We start from the raw sequence: 25981 nt of genomic DNA, 5'->3' as shown, positions 1-25981 counted from the left end.
GTCGACCATCTCCGTACTGCTTCGCCTCTCTCACCAGACCGCATGGACTCCTGGTCGTGTAGCACACGGCTGCTAGCAGCCGCTTTTTTCCCGGCGTGCCCCGTCTGTGGCCCCGGTATCTTCCCCTCTCTGTCACCGCTTACGGCACATCGTTGCGTGCCGATTTGTTGCGCTCCGCGGTTATCCAGCTGCGCGACCGAAAGAGAAAGCTCCTGAAATGGCGACTAGGATAGTCATGTCGACCGCGCGCCGAAATGAGGATGTGCCATGGTAGCGGCGCGAATCACGGTCAACGGGGAAGAAACCCCGATTTCTCCGGCCGCACCCCACACCACGGTGCTGGATTTCCTGCGCGACCGGGGTCTTACCGGTACCAAGGAGGGCTGCGCCGAGGGTGAGTGCGGTGCCTGTTCGGTCCTGGTGGCCCGTCCCGGGGTGAACAAGCCGACCGACTGGGTGGCGGTCAACGCCTGCCTCGTCCCGGTCGCGGCACTCGACGGCCAGGAGGTCATCACCTCCGAGGGCCTCGCCACCACCGACGAGTCCGGCACGCCCACCGCGCTGCACCCCGTGCAGGAGGAGATGGCCGTCCGCGGCGGCTCCCAGTGCGGTTACTGCACGCCGGGCTTCATCTGCAGCATGGCCTCCGAGTACTACCGGCCCGACCGCTGCGCGCACGGTGACGCGGACTCGGCGGACAACGCCGACGCCCACGCCGACGCCGAGCACGGTCCGAACGGCTTCGACCTGCACTCGCTGAGCGGCAACCTGTGTCGTTGTACGGGTTACCGCCCGATCCGCGATGCCGCGTACGCCGTCGGCGAGCCCGCCGAGGACGACCCGCTGGCCCAGCGCCGCGACCAGGCCCCGCCGGAGCCGGCCGCCACCGAGTACGCCCAGGACGGTGCCGAGTTCCTGCGGCCGGCCACCCTGGCCGAGGCCGTGCAGGTGCTGCGCGACCGGCCCGAGGCCGTCGTCGTCGCCGGCAGCACCGACTGGGGCGTGGAAGTCAACATCCGCTCCCGCCGTGCCGATCTCGCGGTCGCCATCGACCGGCTGCCCGAGCTGCGCGAGCTGCGCGTCGAGTCCGACCACGTCCTGATCGGTGCCGCGCAGACGCTCACCGAGATCGAGCGCCGCCTCGACGGCGCCGTCCCGCTGCTGGCGGAGCTGTTCCCGCAGTTCGCCTCCCGGCTCATCCGCAACAGCGCGACCCTCGGTGGCAACCTGGGTACCGGCTCCCCGATCGGTGACAGCCCGCCGGTGCTGCTGGCGCTGGAGGCCTCGCTGATCCTCGCCGACGCCGACGGTGAGCGCGAGGTTCCGCTGGCGGACTACTTCACCGGGTACCGGCAGAGCGTGCGCCGTCCCGGCGAGCTGATCCGCGCCGTGAAGATCCCGCTGCCCCTGGCGCCGGTCACGGCCTTCCACAAGATCGCCAAGCGGCGCTTCGACGACATCTCCAGCGTCGCGGTCGCCTTCGCGCTCGAGATCGAGGACGGCGTCGTCCGCAAGGCCCGCATCGGCCTCGGCGGCGTGGCCGCCACCCCGATCCGCGCCCTCGCCACGGAAGCCGCCCTCGAAGGCAAGCCGTGGACGAAGGAGACCGTCGAGGCCGCGGCCCGCGAGCTGCGGGGCGAGGGAACGCCGATGAGCGACCACCGCGCCAGCGCCCTCTACCGTTCCGCGATGCTCGGCCAGAGCCTGCTGAAGCTGTACGCCCAGACCACCGAGGCGGTGTCGTCATGAGCCATCTGTCCGAGATCCCCGAGAAGCCTGTCGTAGGCATCCCGCTGCCGCACGAGAGCGCCACGCTGCACGTCACGGGCACCGCGCTCTACACGGACGACCTGGTGTACCGCACCAAGGACGTGCTGCACGCCTACCCGGTCCAGGTCATGAAGACCCACGGGGTGGTCACCGCGCTGCGCACCGAGCCCGCGCTCGCCGTGCCCGGTGTGGTCCGCGTGCTGACCGTGGACGACGTGCCCGGCGTCAACGACGCGGGCATGAAGCACGACGAGCCGCTCTTCCCGAACGAGATCATGTACCACGGCCACGCCGTGGCCTGGGTGCTCGGCGAGACCCTGGAAGCCGCCCGCCTGGGTGCGGCGGCCGTCGAGGTCGAGCTCGACGAGCTGCCCTCGATCATGACGCTCAAGGAAGCCATCGCGGCCGAGAGCTTCCACGGCGCACGTCCCCTGATGGTGACGGGCGACATCGAGGCCGGCTTCGAGGAGTCCGCGCACGTCTTCACGGGTGAGTTCCAGTTCTCCGACCAGGAGCACTTCTACCTCGAGACGCACGCCGCGCTGGCCCTGATCGACGAGGGCGGGCAGCTGTTCATCCAGAGCAGCTCCCAGCACCCCTCGGAGACGCAGGAGATCGTCGCGCACGTCCTCGGGCTGAACAGCCACGAGGTCACCGTGCAGTGCCTGCGCATGGGCGGCGGCTTCGGCGGCAAGGAGATGCAGCCGCACGGGTTCGCGGCCATCGCCGCGCTCGGCGCCAAGCTGACCGGTCGCCCGGTCCGCGTCCGGCTGAACCGGACCCAGGACCTGACCATGTCCGGCAAGCGCCACGGTTTCCACGCCACGTGGAAGATCGGCTTCGACGCCGAGGGCCGCATCCAGGCCCTCGACGCCACGCTGACCTCGGACGGCGGCTGGAGCCTGGACCTGTCCGAGCCGGTGACGGCTCGCGCGCTGTGCCACATCGACAACACGTACTGGATCCCCAACGCGCGTGTCGCCGGTCGCATCGCCAAGACCAACAAGGTCTCCAACACTGCGTTCCGCGGCTTCGGCGGACCGCAGGGCATGCTCGTGATCGAGGACATCCTCGGCCGGGTCGCGCCGCAGCTCGGCCTGGACCCCATGGAGCTGCGGAAGCGCAACTTCTACCAGCCGGGCCAGGGCCAGACGACGCCGTACGGTCAGCCGGTCACCCAGGCCGAGCGGATCTCCGCCATCTGGGAGCAGGTCGAGCAGGACGGCGGCATCGCCGACCGCAAGCGCGAGATCGCGGCCTTCAACGCGGCGCACCCGAACACCAAGCGGGCGCTCGCGATCACCGGCATCAAGTTCGGCATCTCGTTCAACCTCACCGCCTTCAACCAGGGCGGCGCGCTGGTGCTGATCTACAAGGACGGCTCCGTCCTGATCACGCACGGTGGCACCGAGATGGGCCAGGGCCTGCACACCAAGATGATGCAGGTGGCCGCGACCACGCTGGGCATCCCGCTGCACAAGGTGCGCCTCGCCCCGACGCGGACCGACAAGGTGCCCAACACCTCCGCCACCGCGGCCAGCTCCGGCGCGGACCTCAACGGTGGAGCGATCAAGAACGCCTGTGAGCAGCTGCGCGAGCGACTGCTGCAGGTGGCCGCCTCCCAGCTCGGTGCGAACGGCTCGGACGTGCGCATCGTCGAGGGCGTCGCACGCGTCCTGGGCAGCGACAAGGAGCTGGCCTGGGACGACCTGGTGCGCACCGCGTACTTCCAGCGCGTCCAGCTGTCGGCCGCCGGCTTCTACCGCACCGAGGGTCTGCACTGGGACGCGCAGACGTTCCGGGGCTCGCCGTTCAAGTACTTCTCCTACGGCGCCGCGGCGACCGAGGTCGAGGTGGACGGCTTCACCGGTGCGTACCGCATCCGTCGCGTGGACATCGTCCACGACGTCGGCGACAGCCTCTCCCCGATGATCGACATCGGTCAGGTCGAGGGGGGCTTCGTGCAGGGCGCGGGCTGGCTGACGCTCGAGGACATGCGCTGGGACACCAGCGACGGCCCGAACCGCGGTCGTCTGCTGACCCAGGCGGCGAGCACCTACAAGCTGCCGAGCTTCTCGGAGATGCCCGAGGTGTTCAACGTCCACCTGATGCAGAACGCCACCGAGGAAGGCGCCGTCTACGGCTCCAAGGCCGTCGGTGAGCCTCCGCTGATGCTGGCGTTCTCGGTCCGCGAGGCGCTTCGGCAGGCCGCCGCTGAGTTCGGTCCCGCCGGAGTCAGCGTGGAGCTCGGAGCCCCCGCCACGCCGGAGGCCGTGTACTGGGCGATCGACGCCGCTCGCAACAGCGACGTGAAGCTCGAGGACGCGGTCGCCGCCGACGCAAGCGCCTTGAGTAATGCCTGACATGCCCTGGGTCGCCGCGGTCGCGCGGTTGCGAGCACGCCGGGAACCCGGCACGCTCGTGACCGTCGCGGCCGTGCGCGGCCACGCGCCCCGCAAGCCCGGTGCCAAGCTCGTCGTGGGCCAGACCGAGACCTGGGGTTCGATCGGCGGCGGCAACATCGAGGCCGTTGCCATCGATCGGGCGCGTGAGTTGAACAGCACCGCCCATCCGGAGCCGGAGCTGATGGAGTTCGCCCTGAACGACAAGGTCACCAGCCGGCACGGTGTGCAGTGCTGTGGCGGCGCCGTGACGGTGCTGCTCGAACCGCTGCCGGTGGTCCAGTCGGTGGCGATCTTCGGTGTCGGCCATGTCGGACTGGAGCTGGCGCGCATCCTGGCCCGCCACAACCTCGATCTGCACCTGATCGACACCCGCCCCGAGATGATCGCCGACGAGCGGCTCGACGTGCTCTCGGACGCGATGGCGCAGATCCACGTGCACCGCACCCTGCTGCTGCCGGAAGCGGTGCTCTCGGAGCTGCCGCCCGGCACCCACGTCCTGATCATGACGCATGATCACGCCGAGGACGCCGCGCTGTGCGACGCCGCCCTGCGCACCCCCGGTCTCGGCTCGATCGGGCTGATCGGCTCGGCCGCCAAGTGGACGCGGTTCCGCAAGCGCCTGGCCACGGAGGGCGGCTTCGACGCCGCCGCCATCGACCGGATCAAGACCCCGATCGGCATCCCCGAGATCGCCGGCAAGGAACCCGCCACGATCGCGGTGAGCGTCGCGGCGGACCTGCTGCGGGCCTTCGAAGAGGACCGCCGCTGGGAAGTGCCGGACACGGTTGCCGACATCCCGTTCACCCCGGTGGCCGACAGCGCGTGAGACGGCGCGGGCCGGGCACGGTCACCGTGCACGGCACGACGCGCCGTCCGCGCCGCTAGGGCACCAGCCGTGGCCGCTGCTTCGCGGCCACGTCCTCGACCCAGCCGCAGGACACCACGGCCACCGCGAGCAGCAGCCACCCGGTTGCGAACAGCAGCCACGGGCTCTCCAGCGGCAGGTGGGTCGCGAGGCCGGGAACGTCCCAGAGGCGGTCGATCAGCGGGACCGCGAGGATCAGCGCGATCTCGTGCCAGAGGTAGATCGTCACGGCACGGCGGTTGAAGAGCGTCACGATCCGGTCGAGTCGCCTGAAGCGCGCGAGGCCCGCGAAGTCGACCTCGTAGCGCGCCTTGGCGTACATCAGCAGCATCACGAACCCGGCGGAGCAGAAGGCCTGCGCCAGCGGGATGTCGTCGAGGTCGTAGCTTCCCTCCGCCCGGTGCGTGAGCGCGTACCAGGCGCCGTACGCCAGCGCCGCGAGCGAACCGGTGACGACGGGGCCCGGTTTCATCCTCCGCAGGACGTCGTCGTGGTGCGCGAAACCGACGAGCCAGCAGAACAGGAAAGTGGCGAGGTCCGTCAGGCCGCCGCCGAAGCGGCCGTCGGGCGGCTCCCAGAGCGCGGCGCCGGTCGCGGTGCTGCCCTCCGCGCTCCCGTCGCGGAGCTTGCGGCGGCGGCCGCGTCGGACCGGGCGGCGACGAACTGCAGCGGGGTGCCGCAGACCGCCGGGGCCTTCGCGGCGGCCCTCTCGGGATGAGTCCCCGTGAACGTCAGCGCAGGTCGAGCAGCATCACGTCGACGAGGTCCGCGCCCGCGCCCCGGGCCCGTGCCTCGCCGGCCTTGCGGTATCCCCACGCCCGGTAGGCGGCCGACGCCGCCTTGTTCTCCGGGTGGACGTTCAGCAGCACCCGCTCGGCTCCGATGCCGTCGAGCAGCGTCTCGTGCATACGCCGCGCAACGCCCTGTCCGCGCCACGGTCCGCGCACGGCGAGTTCCCTCAGCGCAAAGGTGCGCCGCCCGTCCTCGCGCCGCAGGTCGTCGGGCACGGGCTCGGTCAGTTCGTCCCACCACACCGTGTCCGGGCCGAGGTTGTGGCCGTACGCCATGCCGATCGGCTCGCCCTCCGGGGTGCGGGCCAGGACGGCGCGGAAGGCGCCGTTGCGAGCCTGTACGGGGAAGCGGCGGAAGGCGGCGGCGACGTCGTCCTCGGTCTCGTTGTACGGGGGCTCCGCGAACGCTTCGGCGTAGATCAGCTTGAACGCCTCCTCGGCCCGCACCGCGGCCGGTCCGTCCATGAGCCCTATCGTGATGATCCCTTGCCGCTTCATGTGGTCTCCCCCTCGAACGATCACCCGAGATCTTCCGGATGCTACCCGTCAAGGGCAGGGCGGTGCCCGACCGGCGCGACAGCCCGTCGGGCACCGCCCCCGGCGTGCGGCGGCCCCGTTACGGAACCGGCTGCTGCTGGGTGACGCAGTGGATGCCGCCGCCGCCCGTGCCGAGGCGGTCGATGTTGAGCCGCTCGATGACGCGGCCGGGGAAGAGCCGGGTCAGCGTGGCGCGCGCGGCGGAGTCGGCCTGGGTGTCGCCGAACTGGCCGCTGATGACGGCGCCGTTGCACACGTAGTAGTTGGCGTAGGAGGCGAGGAAGTCCGGGTTGCTGGAGCGGATCTTGTAGTAGTCGGGTCCCTGGAGCTTTTCGACGGCCATGGGGGCGCCGCTCGCGGTCGTGGACGCGGACAGGACCTGGAACTGCTGGCGCGCGTCCTTCGCGTAGACGTCGTTGTCCGTGGCCAGGGGCATCTGGACGAGGGCCTTCCCGGGGGCCAGGAAGCGGGAGGTCGCGTCGACGTGGTCGTCGGTGATGTCCTGGCCGACCACGCCGTCGAACCAGATGACCTTGGAGGCGCCGTAGGCGGTGCGCAGCGCGGCCTCGATCTGCGCCTGCGACAGGTTGGGGTTGCGGTTCCTGTTCACCAGGCTGCTGCGGGTGGCCATCAGGGTGCCCGCGCCGTCCTGCTCGACTGCTCCGCCCTCGCCGACCAGCCCGGCGGCGGTGAAGGGGACGCCTAGGTAGGCGGCGATCCGGCCGGCGACGAGGGCGTCCTTGGAGTGGGTCTGCTTGTTGCCCCAGCCGTTGAAGTTCAGGCCGACCGCGTCGAGGCCGCCGGCCCCGTCGGTGCGGAAGACGGGTCCCGTGTCGCGCATCCAGCAGTCGTCGACGGGGATGGTGGTGACGACGGTGACCGTGGAGCCGCACATGGAGCGGGCCTTGGCGGCGCTGCCGGAGTTGGCGCAGAGGTAGACGGGCTCGTACTTGGCGATGGTGCGGGCGATGAGCGCGATGTCCGCCTGGACGCCGCTGAGTTTGCCGCCCCAGATGGAGGTGCTGTCCGGCCAGGCCATCCAGGTGCGGGTGTGGCGGACGTCCTCGATCGGCACCCGGAAGGTGCCGGCGGCCGCGGCGGCGGGGCGGGACACCGCCCGCGCCCGTCCCTCGGCGACGGTGAGGGCGGCGGCCGCGGCGGTGAGCCCGGCTGCCGCCAGGAACCTGCGTCTGCCCATGCCCTCGCCGGCCGGGTTCGCTGCGTGATCGTTCATGAGGGGTCTCCTTGGTGGTCCAACTCCCCGCGACGGCAGCGGGGTTGACCGGAAAGCTAAAACTGGCCAAGCGCTCGGTCAATACTTTGGACGGGGGTATTCCGGTGGATCACGGAAACCCGCAGGTGGCAGCGCGCGGGCTGGTTAGAGTGACGCCATGGCCGCATCCGCGATGAACACCCCGGACCTGCCCGTTCCCCCTGCCCGCACGGGGCGGACCCGGGTCTCGGCGAAGGGGGAACAGACCCGCGCGCGGCTGATCGCCGCCGCGCGGACCCTGCTCGCGGGCGGGATGAGCGAACGCTTCACCACCCGCAACGTGGCGGCGCTGTGCGGGGTTTCGCACGGGATGTGCCACTACCACTTCCAGGACCGGACCGATCTGGTCCTGGCGGTCATCGCGGACATCCGCCCGGAGTGGATCCACCCCCTGGAGGAGGCGGTGTCCGCCCCCGGGTCGTTCGCGGAACGGGCCGAGCGGACGGTGGAGCTGCTCGGCCGGCCCGAGGGCGCCGAACTCTCCCACCTCCACTCCGCGTTGCACTGGCACGCCCTGAACGACGCGCGGGTCCGCGAGTCCCTGGAGGCGGAGTACCGGCGCTGGCGGGGCTGTTTCGTCACGCTGTTCCAGGTCCTGGCCGGGGAACGGGGCGGTGACGTCGACCCGCGCCTGCTCGGCGAGGCCGTGGCCGCGGCCGTGGACGGCCTGGCCGCCGCGGAGTCCCTGGGCACCGAGGTCGACTCCGAGCAGGTGCTGCGCACCCTGATCCGTACGCTCGCCGCCGGAGCCTGACCCGGGACCTCCGGCGGCGGCCGGGCCCCCCTAGAGCGCCCGCCGGGCCGCGGCGATCGCCTCCGGGTCCCAGCCCGGACGGGGCACGGAGTCCAGCAGCAGCCGGGTGTACGGATGGCCGGGGGCCGCGAGCACCTCCTGCGTGCCGCCCTGTTCGACGACGGCCCCGTGGCGCATGACGACGATCTCGTCGGTGACGCAGCGGACGACGCCGAGGTCGTGGGTGATGAAGAGGTACCCGATCCCGGTCTGCTCCCTGATGTCGGCCAGCAGGTTGAGGATCTGCGCCTGCACGGAGACGTCGAGCGCGGCGACCGCCTCGTCCAGGACCAGGACGGCCGGTTCGACGGCGAGGGCCCGGGCGATGGCGACGCGCTGGCGCTGTCCGCCGGAGAGCCGGCGCGGCAGGGCGTCGGCGGCCCGGGTGCCCAGGCCCACCTGGTCGAGCAGTTCCCGTACGCGCGTCGCGTGGTCGCGGCCGGGGAAGTGCAGGGCCAGCGTCTCGCGCAGGGCCGCTTCGACGCTGATGCGGGGGTCGAGCGAGAGGTAGGGGTCCTGGAAGACCATCTGGATCTCGCGGGCGCGCGCCAGGCGCGCGGCCCGGCCTCGGGTGTGCCCGGTCCGGGAGCGGCCGCGGACCAGGACGTCCCCTTCGTCGGCGTGCTCCAGGCCGACGACGATGCGCGCGGTGGTCGTCTTGCCGGAGCCCGACTCCCCCACGATGCCCAGCGATCCGCCCTCGGGGAGGGCGAAGGACACGTCGTCCACCGCCCGGACGGTCCCGAAGGTGCGGCGCAGGCCCTTGACCTCCAGTACGTTCTCAGGCATCGACGGCGCTCCCTTCGAGCAGGTCGCTGTGGTGGCAGGCGGCGCTGTGGTCCGGCCGGTCCGGGGAGGCGGACGGCACGGGGGCCCGCAGGTCGCAGACCTCCGTGGCGAGCGGGCAGCGGGCCGCGAAGGCGCAGCCCGGCAACGGTTCCCGCAGGTCCGGCGGCTGGCCGTCGATGGCGGCGAGCCGGCCCCGGGGGCCCTCCATGCGCGGGGTGGAGGCGAGCAGGGCCGCCGTGTACGGGTGCCGGGGGCGGGTGAAGAGGACCTCTGCACGGCCGGTCTCCGCGATCCGTCCGGCGTACATGACGTAGACCCGGTCGCTGATGGCGGCGGCGAGGTCGAGGTCGTGGGTGACGAACAGCAGGCCGGTGCCGAAGCCTTCGCGGAGCGTGGCCAGGAGGGCGATCACCTCGGCCTGGCTGCTGACGTCCAGGGCCGTGGTGGGCTCGTCGGCCAGCAGGAGCGCCGGGTCCCCCATCAGGGCCGCCGCGATGACGATCCGCTGGAGCATGCCTCCGGAGACCTGGCCGGGGTACTTGCGCAGGACGGCCTCGTCCAGGCCGACGGCCCGGAGGAGTTCGACCGCGCGGGCCGTGGCCTCCGTACGGCTCATGGTTCCGGTGAGGGTGACGCTCTCGGTGAGGAAGTCGCCGATCCGGCGCAGCGGGTTGACCGCGGCGCGCGGGTCCTGGAAGACCATGGCGACCTTGCCGGCGCGTACGCCGCGCAGGCGGCCGGTGTCCATGGCGAGCAGGTCCTCGCCCTCGACCCGGATCGTCCCTTCGACGACCGCGCCGGGGGGCAGCAGGCCCAGTGCGCTGCGGGAGGTGATGCTCTTGCCGGAGCCCGACTCGCCGACGAGGGCGACGGTCTCGCCGGCGGCGACGGTGAGGTCGACGCCGTCGAGGACGGGACGGGCGGTGCCGGGGAGGGTGACCCTCAGCCCTTGGATGTCGAGCGTGTCGGCGGGGGTGCCGGCGGGTCGCGTCGGGTTCATCGGGTCCTCCTGGCCACGCGGTCCGCCCACCGCTCGCCCACCACGTTGAAGGCGACCACGGTCAGCACGATGAAGGCGCAGGGCAGGATCGCGGACAGCGGGTAGCCGTGCTGGATGGCGGTCTGCCCGTCGAAGACCATGCGGCCCCAGTCGGGGGTGAGCGCCGGGACCCCGAGTCCGAGGAACGACAGCCCGGCGAGGTCCATCAGGGCGTAGCCGAAGTTGATGGTGGACTGGGCGAGGACGACGGGGGCGATGTTGGGCAGGACGTGGCGCAGGCAGATCTGCACGGCCGAGTGGCCCTGGACCTGGTAGGCGCTCACGTACGGGCGGGTGCGCTCGGCGAGCACGAGGGAGCGGGTGAGGCGGCTGACGTAGGGCAGGTAGGCGACGGCGAGTGCGAGGACGGGGGCGAGCAGGCCCTCGCCGTAGACGGAGATGATCAGGATGGCCAGCAGCATGCCGGGGAAGGCGAAGACCAGCTCGGTGCTGCGGGACAGGAGGGAGTCGATCCAGCCGCCCCGCCAGGCGGCGGCCATGCCGATGGCGATGCCGGCGACGGTGGAGAAGACGACGACGCCCAGCGGGCCGAGCAGCGAGGTGCGCGCGCCCAGCAGGAGCCGGGAGAGGGTGTCGCGGCCGGCGGCGTCCACGCCGAGCGGGTGCGCGGCGGAGGGTCCGGCGAGGGCGTTGCCCAGGTCGACGGCGTTGGGGTCGTGGGGCACCACCCAGGAGGCGAGCAGCGCGGCGAGGACGACGAGGGCGACGAAGCCCAGGCAGACGAGGTGGAGCGGGGAACCGGTGACGCGGATCCGGGAGAGGCCCGGGCGGCGGGTGAGGACGGCGCTCATGCGGCGGCTCCCCTCGTTCCGAGGGTGACCCGGGGGTCGACCAGGGGCAGGGCCAGGTCCACGAGCAGGTTCACGATCATGAAGAGGGCGACGATGATCAGGGAGATCGCCTGGACGGTCGGGAAGTCCTTGGTGGTGGTGGACAGTTCGAGGAGCTGGCCAATGCCGCCGATGCTGAAGGCGGTCTCGACCAGGATGGTGCACACCAGCAGGGTGGAGACGATCAGTCCGCCGGTGGTCAGGACGGTCCCGAGCGAGTTGCGGAAGACGTGGCGGCGGATGACCTGGCGTTCGGGGACGCCGCGGCTGCGGGCGACGGTGACGTGCTCGCTGTCGAGGGCTTCGAGCATGGCGGAGCGGGTGACGCGGGCGAGCAGGCCCACCAGGTAGAGCGCGAGGGCGACCGCGGGGAGCGCGAGGTGCCAGAGCATGTCCCCGAAGCCGTCACCGGCGCCGCTGCTCGGGAACCACCCCAGCTGGACGGCGAACAGGCCCTGGAGCATGACGGCCGCGACGAAGGACGGGGTGCCGACGGCGAAGGTCGTGGTGACCAGGATGGCGGAGTCGGTGGCCCCGCCCCGGACGGCGGCGATCCGGCCCAGCACCAGACCGACCGCCACGACCACCACGAGGGCCATGGTGATCAGCAGCAGCGTCACGGGGAGCCGGTCCGCCAGCAGGCGCGAGACGTCGGTGCGGTAGGTGATCGAGCGCCCGAAGTCGCCCTGGAGCACGTCCCCGAGCCAGCGGAGGTAGCGGGTGAGGAAGGGGTCGTCCAGGTGGTACTGGGCATTGATCGCGGCGAGGGCCTCCGGGGAGGCCGAGCGGCCGGCGAGCAGGAAGCTCGCCGGGCTGCCCGGTGCCAGGTACATGGCGCCGAAGACCACGAACGAAGCGGCGAGGAGGGTGGCGGCCATTTCCGCCACCCTTCGTACGGCGAATCTGACGAAGCTCACGGCGCGGCCCCCACGTCGGCGGCCCACGGGTAGTACATGTACGAGATCGTGGTCGGGGCCCCGGTGATCCGCTTGCCGAGGAACAGCGCGGTCGGCCACTCGGCGACGGGGATCCACAGCAGCTGCTCGGAGGCGTGGTGCTGGAGTTTCGCCTCGATGTCCATCCGCTGCTCGACCGGGTAGACGGCGGTGGCCTCGTCGACGAGCTTGTCGTACTGGGGGTCGCTGTAGCCGGCGAAGTTCATGTAGGCGCCGGTCTTGAAGTTCTGCAGGAGGTCGAGCGGGTCGGTGATCGAGTCGTAGTAGGTGAGCGGGAACATGTCGATGCCCTCGCGCGCCTGGGGGTCGGTGAACAGTGCGGTGAAGGCGTTCGGGGCGATCGTCTTCAGCTGGATGTCCAGGCCGATCTGGGTGCCGGCCGCCTGGACCGCGGTGGCGAGGAGGGAGACGTCCTGGCCTATGGAACTGGTGGCCATGGTCAGGGTCTTGCCGGTGGCCCCGGCCTCCTTGACGAGCGCCTTGGCCTTCTCGATGTCCTGGCCGGTCGGCGGCAGGGCGTCGAAGGCCGTCTTCATGGTGTGCTCGGGGGCGGCGGCCCACGCGGCCCTGGTGGTCAGGGAGTTGGTGACGGTGCCCGCGCCCCCGAGGCCGGCCTTGACGAATCCGGTGCGGTCGATCGCCAGGGACAGCGCCTTGCGGACACGGACGTCGCCGAGGGGGCCCTGCATGTTGGTGATGTTGACGTTGACCGTGCTCAGGCCCTCGCCGAAGTAGAGGGTGCCGGTGCCGCTGCCGCGCAGGCGGGCGTAGCTCTCGGTGGGGATCAGGTAGCCGCCGTCGACCTCACCGCTGAGCATGGCGTTGGTGCGGGCCGACGGGTCGGTGAGGACGCGGAAGACGGCCTTCTTCGACTTGGCCTTGTTGCCCCAGTACCCGTCGAAGCGGGTGAGCTCGATCGACTGGCCCTTGTTCCACGTGCCGAGTTCGAAGGGGCCGGTGCAGGCGAGCCCGCCGGTGGTGCCGTAGTCCGCGCCCGCCGCCTCGACGCCCGCCTTGGAGGCCACGACGCCGGCAGCCGTCGCCATGTACTGCGGGAACTGGGAGTCGGGCTTGTTGAGCTTGACGGTGACCTGGAGCGGGCCGGTCTTGGTGACGGCGGAGACGTTCTGGAAGACCTGGGCCCAGGCGGCGGCGTTGTCGGGGTCCGTCTGCCGGCCGAGGCTGAAGACCACGTCGTCGGCGGTCATCTCCTTGCCGTCGTGGAAGCGCACGCCGGGGCGCAGGTCGTAGACCCAGGTGGTGGGGTCGGGGTTGGACGCCTTCTGGGCGAGGCCGGGCTCGACGGTGAGGCCCGGCGTCCAGCGCATCAGGCTCTCGCACACGTTGGACAGGATGGTGTTCTGCGGGTAGTCGAACGCCACCGTGTAGTCGAGGGTGGGGGGTTCGGCGTAGACGGCCCAGCTGAAGGAGTCGATCTCGCCGCGGGCCGGGGGCGTGGACTTGGAGAGGTGGACCTCGGTGACCTGGCCGCCGTCGGCCTTGGGCGGCCCGGAGCAGGCCGCGAGCAGGGAGAGGGAGGTCAGGACGGCGCCGGTGAGGGCCGCGGTACGGCGGAGGGGGCGTCTGCCCGTGCGGGGTGGGGAGGTGGTCATCGTCGCGCTCTCTTTTCCGTGAGGGTTTCGGGGGGAGGAGCGGGCGGACCGCCGGGTCGCCCCGGGTCGGTCCGCCTGGAACGGCGGGTGCCGGGTCAGCCGGCGGCGGTCGCGCCGGTACGTGCGGCGGGGATCTGCTGGGTGATGCAGTGGACCCCGCCGCCGCCGAACGCGATGGCGAGCGCGCGTACGCCGACGACCTTGCGGCCGGGGTGGGCGGAGGCGATGACGGCGAGGGCGTCCTCGTCCTGGGCCAGCCCCGCCACCGGGACGACGACGCCGCCGTTGGCCAGGTAGTAGTTCAGGTAGGACACCTCGATCTCGCCGTCGGCGAAGTCGACGAAGGCCGTCTGCGGCACGTCGACGATCTCCAGGCGGCGGCCCCGGGCGTCGGTGGAGGCTTCGAGCACGGCACGGTTGGCGCGCATCCGGGCGTAGTCGGGGTGGTTGGGGTTGTCGGGCAGGGAGACGACGACCGTGCCGGGGGCGGCGAAGGCGCAGACGCCGTCGACGTGGCCGTCGGTCTCGGTGTCGAGGAGCCCGCCGTACGGGAGCCAGATGACCTTGGTGACGCCGAGGCGGGCCTTCAGCTCGGCCTCGATCTCGTCGCGGGTCAGGCCGGGATTGCGGTTGGGGTGCAGCAGGCACTGCTCGGTGGTGATCAGCGTGCCTTCGCCGTCGACGGTGATCGCGCCGCCTTCGAGGATCATGTCGGAGGCGATGCGGTCGGCCCCGACGTGGTCCAGCAGCAGGGCGCTGACCCGGTCGTCGGCGTCGAACGGGTGGTGCTTGCCGCCCCAGGCGTTGAAGCGGAAGTCGACGCCGGCGCGGTTGCCGTCCGCGTCGAGGACGAAGAGCGGGGCGGAGTCGCGGAACCAGGAGTCGTCGAGCGGGAGCTCGATGACGGTGACGCCGTCGCCGCAGTGGGTGCGGGCGTCGTCGCCGTGGCCGGGCGGGGCCACCATCGTCACGGGTTCGAAGGCCGCGATGGCGCGGGCGACGTTGGCGTACTCCTCCTTCACGTCGGCCAGCACGCTTCCCCACAGGTCTTCGCGGGTGGGCCAGGCCATCAGGGTGCCCTCGTGCTCGGACCACTCGGCGGGCATGCGGTATTCAGCCATCGGGTGTCTCATTTCTTTCGTCGGCAGAGTCTTCCACTCGACTGAAAATTCAGTCAAGAGTCGGAAGCTGGTGAAACGGAAGGCGGGCGGACGCGCCCTCAGAGGAAATAGAGGCGGTTCAGGGAGACCTGCTGGGCCGGTTCGGAGCGCAGGGGTTCCCCGTCGAGCGTGACGAGGCCGCTGCGGGGGTTCACGTGGACGTCCCCGAGGCGGGCGTTGCCCACCATGTCCTTCGGGCCGATGCCCCGGGTCCCCCGCACGGCGACCCGCCGGCGCCGGGTGCCCAGGGTGTCGTACGGGGCCCCGAAGGAGCCCGACTCGGCCGCGGCGCGGCTGACGAACGCCACCGACAGGTCCGCGGGGGCGGCCCCGTGGGCGCCGAACAGCGGGCCGAGGACCAGCGGTTCGCAGCAGTCCGTGGCGGCGTTGGGGTCGCCGGTGACCCCGTAGGCCGGGAAGCCGGACTTGAGGACCAGCTGGGGCTTGGCGCCGAAGAACGGGGGGCGCCAGAGCACGATGTCGGCGAGCTTGCCGACCTCGATCGAGCCGATCTCGTGGGCCAGGCCGTGGGCGATGGCCGGGTTGATCGTCAGCTTGGCGATGTAGCGCAGGACGCGGGCGTTGTCGTCGCCCTCGCCATCGCCGGTCTCCCCGTCATGGGGAAGGAGGGGCCCGAGTTCGGCCTTCATCTTCCCCGCCATGGCGAAGGTGCGGCGGACCGTCTCGCCGGCCCGGCCCATCCCCTGCGCGTCGGAGGAGGTGATGGCGATCGCGCCCAGGTCGTGCAGGACGTCCTCGGCACCCATGGTCCCGGCCCGGATCCGGTCGCGGGCCATGGCGGCGTCGCCGGGCAGGTCGGGCTTCAGCGCGTGGACCGAGACGATCATGCCGTAGTGCTCGGCGACCGCGTCCCGGCCGAAGGGCAGGGTCGGGTTGGTGGAGGAGCCGATGACGTTCGGCACGCCCGCCATCTTGAGCACGTTCGGGACGTGCCCGCCGCCGCAGCCCTCGATGTGGAAGGCGTGGATCGTGCGGCCCTCCAGCACCCGCAGGGTGTCCTCGACGGAGAGGCACTCGTTCAGGCCGTCGCTGTGCAACGCGACCTGAACGTCGTGCTCTTCCGCCACCCGCAGCGCGGTGTCCAGGGCCCGGGTGTGGGCGCCCATGTCCTCGTGCACCTTGAACCCGCAGGCGCCGCCCTCGGCGAGGGCCTCGACCAAGGGGGCCTGGTCCGAAGAGGAACCGCGGGCCAGGAAGCCGATGTTGACGGGCCAGGCGTCAAAGGCGTTGAACCCGTGCTTCAGCGCCCACGGCGAGTTGACGCCCACGCCCCAACTCGGCCCTATCTCCTGGCCGATGATCGTGGTCACGCCGCTCGCGAGGGAGGCTTCCATGATGCGCGGGGAGAGCAGGTGGACGTGGGTGTCGACGGCGCCCGCGGTGGCGATGAGGCCCTCGCCCGAGATCATGGTCGTGCCGGTTCCGACGACGACGTCGACGCCGTCGAGGGTGTCGGGGTTGCCGGCCCGGCCGATCGCGTGGATCCGGCCCTCGCGGACGCCGATCGACACCTTGCGGATACCGAGCACCGCGTCGATCACCAGCACGTTGCTGATCACGACGTCGCAGGTCTCGCGGACGGCCGCGGCCTTCAAATGGAGGCCGTCACGGGCCGTCTTGCCGAAACCGGCAAGGAACTCGTCACCGGGCTTCTGCGCGTCCGACTCCACCCGCACGACGAGCCCCGAATCGCCCAGCCGCACCCGGTCCCCGGCCCTCGGGCCGTGCACCGCGGCGTACTCGTGCGGGTCGATGTGCCGGCTGCCCGGTGCGCAGTGCGCGCTGTGGTCGCTGTGCGGTGTCTGCCTGCTCATGCCGTCGTCCCTTCTTCGGGCCCGCCTGCCGGGGCGCCGGCCCCGAGGTAGCCGCACGCCGCCGCACGCTCCAGCGCGAGCGACTTGACTCCGGGGGCGTCGAGCGGGCCGTCCACCAGGCCGGCGAAGCCGATGGCGATGCGGTCGCCGCCGATGGGGACGAGGCCCACCTCGGCGGTGGAGCCCGCGTCGAAGCGGGTGGACGACCCCGCGGCGACGGCCAGGCGCATGCCGTAGGCGGCGGCGCGGTCGAAGTCCAGGCGCGGGTTGGCCTCGAAGAAGTGGAAGTGCGAGGTCACGCTGATCGGGACGGTCGCGGTGTTGCGCACGGCGAGGACCAGAGCCGGTACGACGGCCTCGACGGTGTCGGCGGCCGGAAGTACGGCGCCGGGCGCAGTGTCGTCGTGGAGGCGCTCCCCGAAGGGGTCGCTGATCGCCGCGAGCCGGGTGCCGTCCTCGAACACCGCCTCGACCATCACCTCGGTCACGATGTCGACGACGCCGGGCAGGACGTCGTCCGGGCCGAGGACGCCGCGGCCGCGCGCGAGGGCGTCGGCGAGGCGGAGGCCGTCGCGCGCCGCCTCGCACACCGTGTCGGCGATCACAGCGGTCGCCTCCGGGACGTTGAGCCGAAGGCCCCGCGCGTGGCGGGCCCGGGCCAGTTCGGCGGCGGTGAACAGCAGGAGCCGGTCCCGCTCGGTGGGCGTCAGGGGCATGATCATTCCTTCCTTCGGAAGGCTGGTGCGATGGGCCACCGGGGCCGCGGGCCGGCCGAGTGCGCTGGGCGCGCGGCGTCGGGGGCCTCGGTGGCGGAATGGAGAGAATGAGAGCCGTCCGGATCGGGGCTCTGTGGAGCCGTCGGCGGCGCGGCTCTCACTCTGGCATTGACTGAAAATTCAGTCAATAGACGGGACGGCGAAAGGTTCCGGCCATGAGGGAAAGGGATCCTGGGACACCTGGAGGGCACACGCCTCCCCTGCGGCGCCCGCCTCGCGGACGGGCGCCGGGGGGCGTCAGCTCTGCCGGAGTCCCGCCAGTTCGGCGTCGACCGCGCCGCGCATGAGCTCCCGCGCATGGCCGATCCTGATGCCCCCGCTGAGCCAGCGCATGCTGAGCCCCTCCAGGAGGGCGGTGAGCCGTTCGGCCGCGGCCGCGAGCGACGAGGCGGGCGCCATCGGCTGGACCTGGCCCAGCAGCGCGGCGACCTCCTGGACCCACACCAGGGTGGCCCGGGCGAGGTCCTCGCGCAGCACCTCGTCGAAGACGGCGCTCGCCCGCAGTTCACCCCAGGCCGAGCTGTTCTCCCGTACTTCCGCGGTGTCCTGGAGCTCCAGCAGCAGGGTCTCCTCCAGCTCCTCCCGAGGGGTGAGCGGAGGTTCGTCCGGGTCGCGGTCGGTGGTGTAGCGCTCGGCGCGGTCGTTGATGAATTCGAGGGTCTGGCGCAGGACCCCCGTGCGGTCCTTGAAGTGGTAGTAGATCAGGGCGGTGGAGACGCCGGCCTCGGCGGCGAGTTCCTCCACGCGCAGCCCGCGGACCCCGCGCCGGGCAATCACCCGGGCGGCCGCTTCGAGGATCTGAGTGCTGCGAGACGCCATGACCCGCACCTTACCGGGGCCGTCGGGAGCAGGCGTACGCGGGCATCAGGCCACCGGCGGGACGGCCGGGTGCGACTGGGTCGCGCAGTGGATGCCGCCACCGCCGCCGGCGATGTTGTCGATGCCGACCTGCACCACCTGCCGGCCGGGGTAGGCGGCCTGCAGGATGCCGTACGCCAGGCCGTCGGCGTATCCGTCGCCGAACTGGGGCGCGATGACCGCGCCGTTCACCGTGTAGTAGTTGGTGTAGCTGGACAGGAACTCCGCCCCCTTGCCGCGGATGCGGCTGCGGTCGGGGCCGGGGAGTTCCGTGACGGCGAGCCGGCGACCGCGGGCGTCGGTCGCGGTGTCCAGGATCCGCCTGGTCTCCTCGTAGACGGCGACCCACTTGGGGTCGGCGCCGGCTCCGGGCTTGTCCAGGATGACCCGGCCCGGGGCGGTGAAGCGGGCCAGGCAGTCGATGTGGCAGTCGGTGATGTCCTGGCCGGCCAGGCCGGGGACCCAGATGACCTTGTCGATGCCGAGCGCCGGCTTCAGGGCCTGCTCGACCTGGTCCTGGCTCATGCCCGGGTTGCGGTTGGCGTTGACCAGCGAGCTGACCGTGGCCAGCAGGGTGCCCTCGCCGTCGGTCTCCAGCGAGCCGCCCTCGCCGACGAACCCCGCCTGGATCCGGCGCACGCCGTACTCGCCCAGGAGGATGCCGGCGGCAGCCGCGTCGTTGGCGAACGGCTGGGCGTACGTCGTGCCGGTCTTGCCCCAGCCGTTGAAGTTGGTGTCCACGCCCGCGACCGCTCCGGGGCCGACGACGAAGGTGGGGCCGAAATCGCGGATCCAGAGGTCGTCGTTGGGGATCTCGATGACGTCGACGGCGTGGCGGGCACCGCGCCCGCAGCGGTAGCGGGCATCGGCGGCCTGGCCGGGGCGGGCCAGCATCACGACGGGCTCGAAGCGCGATATCTCGTACGCGACATCGGCGATGTCACCGCGCACGGCGTCCAGCTTGGTGCCCCACACCGAGGAGAGGGCGGGCCAGGCCATGTAGGTGCGGACGTGGGGCTCGCTCTCCTCGGGCATGCGCAGGGCCGCGGTGCCCGCACCGGAGGCGGGGGCCGCCTGCGCGGCCGAGGGGAGGACCGGTCCGAGGGCGGCGAGCGGCAGGGCCGCCGCTCCGAACTGGAGCAGACGGCGGCGGGTGGCGCGGGGCGTGTCCATGAGGGCTCCCTGAGGGGTGAGGGGCTGGATGACTCGGCATCTTTGCGCTAACTGAAAATTCAGTCAAGTCTCTGGGCAGTGGCAACCGGAACCGTCCGGCGGCCCGGCCCGGGTGCGTCAGCTCCGGCGGTACTGGTCCGCGACGATCGTGACGGAGCCGTCGTCGGCCGCTTCGACGAGCCGCACGATCGCGATCTCACCGCGGTCCGGGCTGCGCACGCAGAACGGCCGCGCCTTCGCGAGCGCGCCGAGCGGCAGGGCGGCGGCCGGCCGGGTCTCGATGCCGTGCGCGCACTCGGCGGCCGTCAGCTCCGAGGAGTCGGCCACGAAGGCGTCCGACTCCTCGGACGGCACGAACGCCTGGCCCTCGCGCGCCAGGTACCAGGTGGCGGATTCCGCGGGCACCACCTTCCCCGTCTTCAGGTCGAACTCGTAGCCGGAGTCGGGGGCGGTGAGCCGGGCCTTCGCGTAACCGGGGAGGTAGCCGGGGGCGGCCGCGGACGGGGAGGGCGCGGTGCTGGGACTCGCCTGGGGGCCCGGCTCCTCCCCCACGGGTTCGTCCAGGTAGTACACGGCTCCGGCGCAGGCCAGCAGCGTCACGGCCGCCGCGAGGGCCATCGCCGGCAGCCGCCGCCCGCGCCTCGGCGCACGGCGGCCGGGACCCGGGCCGGGCGCCGGAGCCGGGGCTTGGACGGGGGCCTGGGCGGGGGCCGCGTGGGCGGCGGGTGCGGGGGCCGCGTGGGCGGCGAGCGGGACATGGGCCGACGGTGCGGCCTGCGTGCGCATCGGGACCTGGGCCGTCAGGAGGTGGGACCCGGCGCCGGGCGGCGCGGGAGCGACCGGGGCGCCGCGTTCCGGGGCCGGGTGCGCGGGCGCCGCCCGGGTCGCCTGGAGGTGCGCCGGGGCGGACCACCCGGCACCGCCCCGGCCCCCGACCTCGTCCCGGACCGGGCGGGGCAGCCAGCCGTCGGTGAACTCCGGCCGCGGGCCCACCGCGGGGTGCGCGTGCACGTACGTGATCAGCTCGACGGTCGCGGGACGGTCCTCGGGGCTCTTGGCCAGGCACCACGAGATGAGGTCGTGCAGGTCGCGGGGGACGCTGCCGAGGTCGGGGAGCTCGTGGACCACCCGGTACAGGGCGCCGGACTCCGGCCCGGTCCCGAAGGGCGGGACCCCGCCCGCCACGTAGGCGGCGAGCGTTCCGAGGGCGAAGACGTCGGTGGCCGCCGTCACCGGACGGCCCAGCGCCTGCTCGGGCGCCATGAAGCCCGCCGTGCCGATCCGCAGGCCCGTGCCGGTGAGGGCGGCCGCGTCGGCCGCCCGGGCGATGCCGAAGTCGATCACCCGGGGGCCGTCCTGTGCGACCAGCACGTTGGCGGGCTTCAGGTCGCGGTGGACCACGCCCGCCCGGTGGATGGCCTGGAGCGCCTCGGCGATGCCCGCGACGAGCAGCAGGACCGTGCGCACCGGAAGCGGCCCGTGCCGGCGCACCACCTCGTGCAGCGAGGGGCCGGGCACGTAGGCCGTGGCCAGCCACGGCGTGCGGTCGTCGACCCCGGAGTCGACCACCTGGGCCGTGAACAGGCCGTGGATCCGGCGGGCGCTGGCCACCTCCTGGGCGAACCGCTCGCGGAACTCGGGGTCCTCGGCGAACTCCCTGCGGACGGCCTTCAGCGCGATCGGGCGGCCCCCGGGCGTGTACGCCAGGTAGACCACCCCCATGCCGCCGGAGCCGAGTCGGGCGTGGAGGCGGTAGCCGCCGATCTCGTACGGGTCGTCGGCGGACAGTGCCGTGGGTGTGGGCTCTGCGCCGGGGGGCTGGTGGGGCATGGGTGGCTCTTTCAACGGTGCGGCAGTGACCTGCGGCATCGTGCCGCTAACTAAAGTTTCAGTCAATGTGTGACAATGCGAGACGCACACAGCCAGGAGGGATCAGACAGTGACCGACCGCAGACGAGCCATCCTCACGGGCGCCGCGCGGGTCATCGCACGCCAGGGCGTGCGGGGGCTGCGCGTGGCGGACCTGGCGGCCGAGGCCGGCGTGTCCACCGCCCTGGTCTACTACCACTTCAAGGACCGGCCCGGCATCCTGCGGCACGCCCTGGCGTTCATCGGGGACCGGGCGGACCGCTACACCGCGACCTGGTACGACGAGGCCGCGGCCAGGCCGTCCGATCCGCGGCAGCTCCTGGAGCAGACGCTGCTGATGGAGTTCCAGGACCTGCCCGAGGTACGCGAGAACAGTACGGCCTGGGGCGAGCTGCGGGCGCACTCGGTCTTCGACCCGGAGCTGCGGGACGACCTCGCCGCCGCGGGCGCGGCCTGGGTGGCCGAGGTCGCGGGCCACCTCGGCGAGCTGTGCCCGGACGCGCCGCCCGGCGCGGTCACGGCTGCCGCGGAGCGGCTGACCGCCTTGCTGGAGGGGCTCAGCGTGCGCTGGCTCAGCGGTCTGCTCCCCCTGGAACACGCCCGCGGCCTGCTGCGCGAGGCGATCGGGGTGGAAACGGGCCGTCTGGGTTGCCCGCCGTCCGTGAATTGACTGAATTTCCAGTCAGTGCCACAGTGACGACACGAGGCCGCCTCACTCTTCGTACTGAGCGGCCGTTCGCGGTGCGGAGCGCGCACGCTTGTCCGTAGGGCCCGGTTTGTCGACCTACGCCGCACGCCCGCGCCCGCCCTGGCCGGATGCAGCCCTTCCGCCAGCCCACGATCGGAGTTCCCCGTGTCCTTCCTGCCCTCCTCCCGTCGGACCGTCCTTCGCACGCTCGCCGGAATCGGCGCCATCGTCGCGGGCGCCGCGGCCTGCGGCCCCTCCGGGTCCGGAACCCAGACCGGCGCCGGAGCCGGGTCCGCCCGGCCCGCCACGGCGAGCGGCGGCGCGCGCCGCCTCGGTGCCGAGTGGGAGAGCCACACCCGCACCTTCATGGCGTGGCCCGCCCTGAACTCGGTCTGGGAGGGGGACCTGCGCTACGTACGCGAGGACATCGCGCGGATCGCCCGGGCCGTCGGGAAGTACGAGGCGGTCGTGATGATGGCCCGGCCCGATCAGGTGGACGCGGCCCAGCGGGCCTGCGGCAACGACGTCGAGGTCATCGCGCTGCCCGTCGACGACCTGTGGGCCCGTGACACCGTTCCGGTCTTCGTCGAGGAGGGCGGGAAGGTCGTCGGCGTCGACTTCAACTTCAACGGCTGGGGCAACAAGCAGGAGCACAAGAACGACGGCCAGGTCGGGCGCACCGTGCTCCAGAAGTACGGGATCCCGCGGGTCCAGGCCCCGCTGGTCGCCGAGGGCGGCTCCTTCGAGACCGACGGCGAGGGCACCCTGCTGATCACCGAGAGCTCGATCGTCAACGACAACCGCAACCGGGGCAAGAACCGGGACACGATCGAGGCGGAGCTCAAGCAGAGCCTGGGCGTCGAGAAGGTGGTGTGGCTGGCGGGCGTGCGCGGCGAGGACATCACCGACGCCCACGTGGACAGCCTCGTACGGTTCGTCGCCCCCGGTGTGGTCCTGCTGGACCGGGCGCACCCCAGCACCCCGGCGGACTCCTGGTCGCGCTCCGCCGACCAGGCGAAGTCCGTCCTGTCCAAGGCGACGGACGCCCGCGGCCGGCGCTTCGAGGTCATCGACCTCCCGCAGCCCGACCTGAACCGGATCACCGGCGAGGGCGACGACTTCGTCTCGACCTACGCCAACTTCTACATCGCCAACGACGCCGTCTTCATCCCCAGGTTCGGGGACCGCAAGGCCGACGACCGGGCCCGCGCCATCCTGCAGGAGCACTTCCCCCAGCGGGACATCGTGCCGGTCGCCATCGACACGATCGCCTCCGGCGGCGGCGGCATCCACTGCTCGACCCACGACCAGCCGGGCAAGCCCGCCGCCTGACGTCACCCGCCGGGCCGCGTGCTCTGCGTGCTCGATCCCGATCCGGGCCCGGCCGTTCGGCCGGGCAGCACCACGCGCACGGTGAGCCCGCCGCCCGCGCGGGGCGTGGCCACGGCCTCGCCGCCGTGCGTGGCGGTGATCGCCTGGACCACGGCGAGCCCGAGCCCGAACCCGCTGCCGCGCTCACGGCCCTGCTGGAACGGCTCGAACAGGGCGGGGACCTCCTCCGGGGTCAGGGCGGGGCCGGTGTTGGCGACCTCCAGGAACGCGGCTCCGCCCTCGACGCCGGTCGCGAGCGAGGCCGTGCCGCCCCGGTGGTTGTGGCGGACCGCGTTGGCCAGCAGGTTCAGCGCGACCTGCCGCAGCAGCGCGGGATCGCCCTCGACCGGAGCGGCCGCCGCGTCGAGCGTGACCCGGACGCCGGCCGTACGGGCCTCGTCGGCCAGGTCGTGCGTCGCCGCCCGCGCGGCGTCCGCCAGGTCGGTCGTACGGAGGGTCAGCGGGGCGGTCTCGCCGCGCGCCAGGGTCAGCAGGGCCGAGAGCAGGCGCTCGGTCCGCGCGCCCGCGTCCAGCGCGCGCTGCACGGCGGGCCGCAGGTCGTCCGGGACCCGCCCCTGGGCCAGCGGGATCTCCAACGCGGTGCGCTGCACGGTGAGCGGGGTGCGCAGCTCGTGCGAGGCGTGGGCGGTGAACCGCCGCTGGGCCGTGAAGCTGCGGTCGAGCCGGTCGAGCATGGCGTCGAAGGTGTCGCCCAGCTCGCGGATCTCGTCGTACGGACCGTCGAGCGCGAGCCGCTCGTCCAGGCTGCTGCCGGTGCTGATCCGCCGTGCGGCCGCCGTCACTTGGTGCAGCCGGTGCAGGGAGCGGCGGCTCGCCCACCACGCCGGCAGCGCGGCGAGGGCCGTGAAGACGGTGAGCAGCAGCACGGAGCGGATCAGCAGGTCGTCCAGGATGGTGTCCTGGAAGTGGTCGAAGGCCCGGGACGGCGTGGTGAGGGCGGCCTCGGTCCCGTCGCCCGGGTGCCCGGTGGGGCTCGGTACGGGCGCCGGGGGTGCCACGAGCTCGGCGGCCGGGGTGACGAGGTCGCGGTTGGCCTGGATGAGCTGCCGTGAACTGAGCCAGTTCAGCGCCAGTACCCCGCAGCCGAGCACCGCGAAGAGGGCGGTGGTCACGAGGGTGAGCCGGCCGCGCAGCGGCAGGTGGCTCACAGCCGGTATCCGTAGCCCGGGTCGTGCACGATCAGCGGCGGGTCGCCGATCTTGCGGCGCAGCGCGTGCACGGTGACCCGGACCGCGGTGGTGGCCGGGTCGAGCGCCGGGTCCCACAGGCGGTCCCGCAGTTCGTCGGTGGCGACCGGGGCGCCGTCCGCGGCCAGCAGCAGTTCCAGGACGCCGAGTTCTTTCGGGGTCAGGTTCAGCGGGCAGCCGCCGCGTTCCGCGACCCGGCGCACGGTGTCCAGGCTGATTCCGCGCCGGCTCAGCACGACCGGGGAGCGGCTCCCGGAGGAGCGGCGGCCGAGCGCGCGCAGCCGGGCGACGAGCTCCAGGTAGGAGAACGGCTTGGCCATGTAGTCGTCGGCGCCCTGGCCGAGGCCTTCGACGAGGTCGGACAGCGTGTCGGCGGCGGTGAGCATCAGGATCCTGGCCGGATGGTCCATGGTGGCGAGCGCCCGGCACACCCCGTCACCGCTCAGCCCGGGCAGGTCGCGGTCCAGGATCACGACGTCGTAGTCGCGGTCGCCGAGCCGCCGGAGCGCCTCCAGCCCGTCGTGGGTGACGTCGCAGACCATGCCCTCGCCCCGCAGCCCGTCGGCGAGCATCCCGGCCAGTTCCCGCTCGTCCTCGACGATCAACACCCGCATCGCGTCCCACTCCACTCGCCCGTGCCGCCGCTGTTCCGCCCGCGCCGGCGCCGGGGACCAGCCTGCCCGCCCGCGTGTTAGCCGGCGGTTAGGCGCGCGATCACGGGTGGCTCACGACGCGGCCCGTAGAACTTGGGCGGTCATCAGGAACGCACAGGGAGTGTGGGACATGCGAAGCCCATCCACGACGCGCGGCCGGTTCCGGTCCCGGTCCGTACGAGGCGTGCTGGCCGCGGGTGCCGCGGCGGCGGTACTGGCCTCGGCCGGCTGCTCGTCCGGCGACCCGGTACCCGAGGTGGCCGGTGCCGGCAGCACGGGCCCGGGCAAGGGCAAGGGCAAGGGCAAGCCGCAGGACGACAACGCGGTGCGCCGGGCCTGGGTCGACTGCATGCACAAGCAGGGCCAGACCAGCGTCGAGCAGGACAAGGACGGCAACATCGGCTTCCCGGCGGCCAGTACCGACAGCGGGCTGCCGCCCGGCTACGACACGGCTGCCCGGCTGTGCGACGAGAAGGTGCCCGGCATCCACCAGGTCCAGCGCGCCGACCAGGCCAAGTTCGTCGAGATGGCCCGCACGTGGGTCACGTGCGCGCGCAAGAACGGCTACCCCGACATGCCCGATCCGGATCCCAAGGAGGGGATCGTCATCATCCCGCGCGCAGCGTTCGACGCCGGCAAGTGGGATGCCGCCGGGCGCGCCTGCGACCCGCAGTTCCCGCTGCCCGGCTACCGGATAGGCGAGTGACC

Annotated in this window: 22 protein-coding genes and 1 pseudogene; 7 read left to right on the top strand and 16 right to left on the bottom strand. The window is 72.4% G+C overall.

The genetic code is table 11. From position 1 onward, the window contains the following. The first annotated feature begins 267 nt into the window (after positions 1 to 267). From AB0O21_RS14770 to xdhC, 3 genes are read left to right on the top strand one after another with little or no spacing between them, the layout of a single operon-like run. Positions 268 to 1749, top strand: a complete 1482-nt coding sequence (locus tag AB0O21_RS14770; protein ID WP_365170965.1) for an FAD binding domain-containing protein — start codon at positions 268 to 270, stop codon at positions 1747 to 1749. Further along, a complete protein-coding gene (gene xdhB / locus AB0O21_RS14765; RefSeq protein ID WP_365170963.1) occupies positions 1746 to 4133 on the top strand; it encodes a xanthine dehydrogenase molybdopterin binding subunit in 2388 nt (795 codons plus the stop codon). The genes AB0O21_RS14770 and xdhB overlap by 4 nt, the downstream gene beginning before the upstream one ends. 1 nt (position 4134) lies before the next feature. Beyond that, positions 4135 to 5001 (top strand): xanthine dehydrogenase accessory protein XdhC, encoded by an 867-nt coding sequence (gene xdhC / locus AB0O21_RS14760; protein ID WP_365170961.1) that lies wholly within the window; start codon positions 4135 to 4137, stop codon positions 4999 to 5001. Between the two features lie 55 nt (positions 5002 to 5056). Here the strand turns inward: xdhC and AB0O21_RS14755 are convergent. The 3 genes and pseudogenes from AB0O21_RS14755 to AB0O21_RS14745 form a co-directional block, all read right to left on the bottom strand. Beyond that, a pseudogene (locus tag AB0O21_RS14755) lies at positions 5057 to 5620 on the bottom strand (acyltransferase family protein); the annotation flags it as partial. A gap of 151 nt (positions 5621 to 5771) precedes the next feature. Beyond that, positions 5772 to 6296, bottom strand: a complete 525-nt coding sequence (locus AB0O21_RS14750) for a GNAT family N-acetyltransferase (RefSeq protein WP_365170959.1) — start codon at positions 6294 to 6296, stop codon at positions 5772 to 5774. A 151-nt stretch (positions 6297 to 6447) separates the two neighbouring features. Beyond that, the gene (locus tag AB0O21_RS14745) at positions 6448 to 7602 is read right to left on the bottom strand and encodes an agmatine deiminase family protein (protein WP_365170957.1); all 1155 of its coding nucleotides are present in this window, start codon (positions 7600 to 7602) and stop codon (positions 6448 to 6450) included. 157 nt (positions 7603 to 7759) lie between these two features. Here AB0O21_RS14745 and AB0O21_RS14740 point away from each other — a divergent pair, with 157 nt between their 5' ends. Then, positions 7760 to 8395, top strand: a complete 636-nt coding sequence (locus AB0O21_RS14740) for a TetR/AcrR family transcriptional regulator (RefSeq protein WP_365170955.1) — start codon at positions 7760 to 7762, stop codon at positions 8393 to 8395. A 30-nt stretch (positions 8396 to 8425) separates the two neighbouring features. On the opposite strand, the gene AB0O21_RS14735 is transcribed toward AB0O21_RS14740, so the two are convergent. From AB0O21_RS14735 to AB0O21_RS14685, 11 genes are all read right to left on the bottom strand, one after another. Next, positions 8426 to 9223: an ABC transporter ATP-binding protein gene (locus tag AB0O21_RS14735; RefSeq protein WP_365170953.1), complete on the bottom strand. Its 798-nt coding sequence runs from the start codon at positions 9221 to 9223 to the stop codon at positions 8426 to 8428. Continuing rightward, complete coding sequence (locus tag AB0O21_RS14730) at positions 9216 to 10223, bottom strand: ABC transporter ATP-binding protein (RefSeq protein ID WP_365170951.1); 1008 nt, start codon at positions 10221 to 10223, stop codon at positions 9216 to 9218. Before AB0O21_RS14730 ends, AB0O21_RS14735 begins: the two co-directional genes overlap by 8 nt. Further along, positions 10220 to 11074: an ABC transporter permease gene (locus AB0O21_RS14725; RefSeq protein ID WP_365170949.1), complete on the bottom strand. Its 855-nt coding sequence runs from the start codon at positions 11072 to 11074 to the stop codon at positions 10220 to 10222. The genes AB0O21_RS14730 and AB0O21_RS14725 overlap by 4 nt, the downstream gene beginning before the upstream one ends. After that, positions 11071 to 12030, bottom strand: coding sequence for an ABC transporter permease (locus AB0O21_RS14720; protein ID WP_365170947.1), 960 nt, complete (start codon positions 12028 to 12030; stop codon positions 11071 to 11073). The genes AB0O21_RS14725 and AB0O21_RS14720 overlap by 4 nt, the downstream gene beginning before the upstream one ends. Continuing rightward, on the bottom strand, positions 12027 to 13682 hold the full coding sequence (locus AB0O21_RS14715) for an ABC transporter substrate-binding protein (protein WP_365170945.1): 1656 nt from the start codon (positions 13680 to 13682) through the stop codon (positions 12027 to 12029). Before AB0O21_RS14715 ends, AB0O21_RS14720 begins: the two co-directional genes overlap by 4 nt. Before the next feature lie 95 nt (positions 13683 to 13777). Next, positions 13778 to 14803 (bottom strand): agmatine deiminase family protein, encoded by a 1026-nt coding sequence (locus tag AB0O21_RS14710; RefSeq protein WP_365170943.1) that lies wholly within the window; start codon positions 14801 to 14803, stop codon positions 13778 to 13780. Between the two features lie 98 nt (positions 14804 to 14901). Next, the gene (locus AB0O21_RS14705) at positions 14902 to 16677 is read right to left on the bottom strand and encodes an urease subunit alpha (protein WP_365170941.1); all 1776 of its coding nucleotides are present in this window, start codon (positions 16675 to 16677) and stop codon (positions 14902 to 14904) included. Then, complete coding sequence (gene ureA, locus AB0O21_RS14700; protein WP_365170939.1) at positions 16674 to 17393, bottom strand: urease subunit gamma; 720 nt, start codon at positions 17391 to 17393, stop codon at positions 16674 to 16676. Before ureA ends, AB0O21_RS14705 begins: the two co-directional genes overlap by 4 nt. Positions 17394 to 17690: 297 nt before the next feature. Further along, positions 17691 to 18272, bottom strand: a complete 582-nt coding sequence (locus AB0O21_RS14695) for a helix-turn-helix domain-containing protein (RefSeq protein ID WP_365170937.1) — start codon at positions 18270 to 18272, stop codon at positions 17691 to 17693. 45 nt (positions 18273 to 18317) lie between these two features. After that, positions 18318 to 19484, bottom strand: a complete 1167-nt coding sequence (locus AB0O21_RS14690) for an agmatine deiminase family protein (protein ID WP_365170936.1) — start codon at positions 19482 to 19484, stop codon at positions 18318 to 18320. A gap of 117 nt (positions 19485 to 19601) precedes the next feature. Then, the gene (locus AB0O21_RS14685) at positions 19602 to 21314 is read right to left on the bottom strand and encodes a serine/threonine-protein kinase (RefSeq protein WP_365170934.1); all 1713 of its coding nucleotides are present in this window, start codon (positions 21312 to 21314) and stop codon (positions 19602 to 19604) included. Between the two features lie 109 nt (positions 21315 to 21423). On the opposite strand from AB0O21_RS14685, the gene AB0O21_RS14680 reads away from it, so the two are divergent. Both AB0O21_RS14680 and AB0O21_RS14675 read left to right on the top strand, forming a co-directional pair. After that, positions 21424 to 22023: a TetR/AcrR family transcriptional regulator gene (locus AB0O21_RS14680; RefSeq protein WP_365170932.1), complete on the top strand. Its 600-nt coding sequence runs from the start codon at positions 21424 to 21426 to the stop codon at positions 22021 to 22023. A gap of 183 nt (positions 22024 to 22206) precedes the next feature. Next, positions 22207 to 23373 carry an agmatine deiminase family protein gene (locus AB0O21_RS14675; RefSeq protein ID WP_365170930.1) on the top strand — a complete coding sequence of 389 codons (1167 nt, stop codon included), beginning with the start codon at positions 22207 to 22209 and terminating at the stop codon, positions 23371 to 23373. A 2-nt stretch (positions 23374 to 23375) separates the two neighbouring features. On the opposite strand, the gene AB0O21_RS14670 is transcribed toward AB0O21_RS14675, so the two are convergent. Continuing rightward, positions 23376 to 24581: a HAMP domain-containing sensor histidine kinase gene (locus AB0O21_RS14670; RefSeq protein WP_365170928.1), complete on the bottom strand. Its 1206-nt coding sequence runs from the start codon at positions 24579 to 24581 to the stop codon at positions 23376 to 23378. Continuing rightward, positions 24578 to 25234, bottom strand: coding sequence for a response regulator transcription factor (locus tag AB0O21_RS14665; protein ID WP_365170926.1), 657 nt, complete (start codon positions 25232 to 25234; stop codon positions 24578 to 24580). The genes AB0O21_RS14670 and AB0O21_RS14665 overlap by 4 nt, the downstream gene beginning before the upstream one ends. A 169-nt stretch (positions 25235 to 25403) precedes the next feature. Between AB0O21_RS14665 and AB0O21_RS14660 the strand changes: the two genes are divergently transcribed. Then, positions 25404 to 25979, top strand: a complete 576-nt coding sequence (locus AB0O21_RS14660; RefSeq protein WP_365170924.1) for a hypothetical protein — start codon at positions 25404 to 25406, stop codon at positions 25977 to 25979. Positions 25980 to 25981 lie beyond the last annotated feature (2 nt).

Origin of the sequence: Streptomyces sp. NPDC091371 (genome assembly GCF_040684275.1) — a bacterium.
Classification (GTDB): Bacteria; Actinomycetota; Actinomycetes; order Streptomycetales; family Streptomycetaceae; genus Streptomyces.
This window is presented reverse-complemented; position numbering and strand designations above follow the sequence as displayed.

Excerpts from the sequence above, each read along its gene's own strand:
- AB0O21_RS14685 (WP_365170934.1), bottom strand. The coding sequence starts at position 21,314 with ATGCCCCACCAGCCCCCCGGCGCAGAGCCCACACCCACGGCACTGTCC.
- AB0O21_RS14730 (WP_365170951.1), bottom strand. The coding sequence starts at position 10,223 with ATGAACCCGACGCGACCCGCCGGCACCCCCGCCGACACGCTCGACATC.
- AB0O21_RS14740 (WP_365170955.1), top strand. The coding sequence starts at position 7,760 with ATGGCCGCATCCGCGATGAACACCCCGGACCTGCCCGTTCCCCCTGCC.
- AB0O21_RS14660 (WP_365170924.1), top strand. The coding sequence starts at position 25,404 with ATGCGAAGCCCATCCACGACGCGCGGCCGGTTCCGGTCCCGGTCCGTA.
- AB0O21_RS14750 (WP_365170959.1), bottom strand. The coding sequence starts at position 6,296 with ATGGACGGACCGGCCGCGGTGCGGGCCGAGGAGGCGTTCAAGCTGATC.
- AB0O21_RS14695 (WP_365170937.1), bottom strand. The coding sequence starts at position 18,272 with ATGGCGTCTCGCAGCACTCAGATCCTCGAAGCGGCCGCCCGGGTGATT.
- ureA (WP_365170939.1), bottom strand. The coding sequence starts at position 17,393 with ATGCCCCTGACGCCCACCGAGCGGGACCGGCTCCTGCTGTTCACCGCC.
- AB0O21_RS14715 (WP_365170945.1), bottom strand. The coding sequence starts at position 13,682 with ATGACCACCTCCCCACCCCGCACGGGCAGACGCCCCCTCCGCCGTACC.
- AB0O21_RS14745 (WP_365170957.1), bottom strand. The coding sequence starts at position 7,602 with ATGAACGATCACGCAGCGAACCCGGCCGGCGAGGGCATGGGCAGACGC.
- AB0O21_RS14735 (WP_365170953.1), bottom strand. The coding sequence starts at position 9,223 with ATGCCTGAGAACGTACTGGAGGTCAAGGGCCTGCGCCGCACCTTCGGG.
- xdhC (WP_365170961.1), top strand. The coding sequence starts at position 4,135 with ATGCCCTGGGTCGCCGCGGTCGCGCGGTTGCGAGCACGCCGGGAACCC.
- xdhB (WP_365170963.1), top strand. The coding sequence starts at position 1,746 with ATGAGCCATCTGTCCGAGATCCCCGAGAAGCCTGTCGTAGGCATCCCG.
- AB0O21_RS14710 (WP_365170943.1), bottom strand. The coding sequence starts at position 14,803 with ATGGCTGAATACCGCATGCCCGCCGAGTGGTCCGAGCACGAGGGCACC.
- AB0O21_RS14725 (WP_365170949.1), bottom strand. The coding sequence starts at position 11,074 with ATGAGCGCCGTCCTCACCCGCCGCCCGGGCCTCTCCCGGATCCGCGTC.
- AB0O21_RS14705 (WP_365170941.1), bottom strand. The coding sequence starts at position 16,677 with ATGAGCAGGCAGACACCGCACAGCGACCACAGCGCGCACTGCGCACCG.
- AB0O21_RS14665 (WP_365170926.1), bottom strand. The coding sequence starts at position 25,234 with ATGCGGGTGTTGATCGTCGAGGACGAGCGGGAACTGGCCGGGATGCTC.
- AB0O21_RS14770 (WP_365170965.1), top strand. The coding sequence starts at position 268 with ATGGTAGCGGCGCGAATCACGGTCAACGGGGAAGAAACCCCGATTTCT.
- AB0O21_RS14690 (WP_365170936.1), bottom strand. The coding sequence starts at position 19,484 with ATGGACACGCCCCGCGCCACCCGCCGCCGTCTGCTCCAGTTCGGAGCG.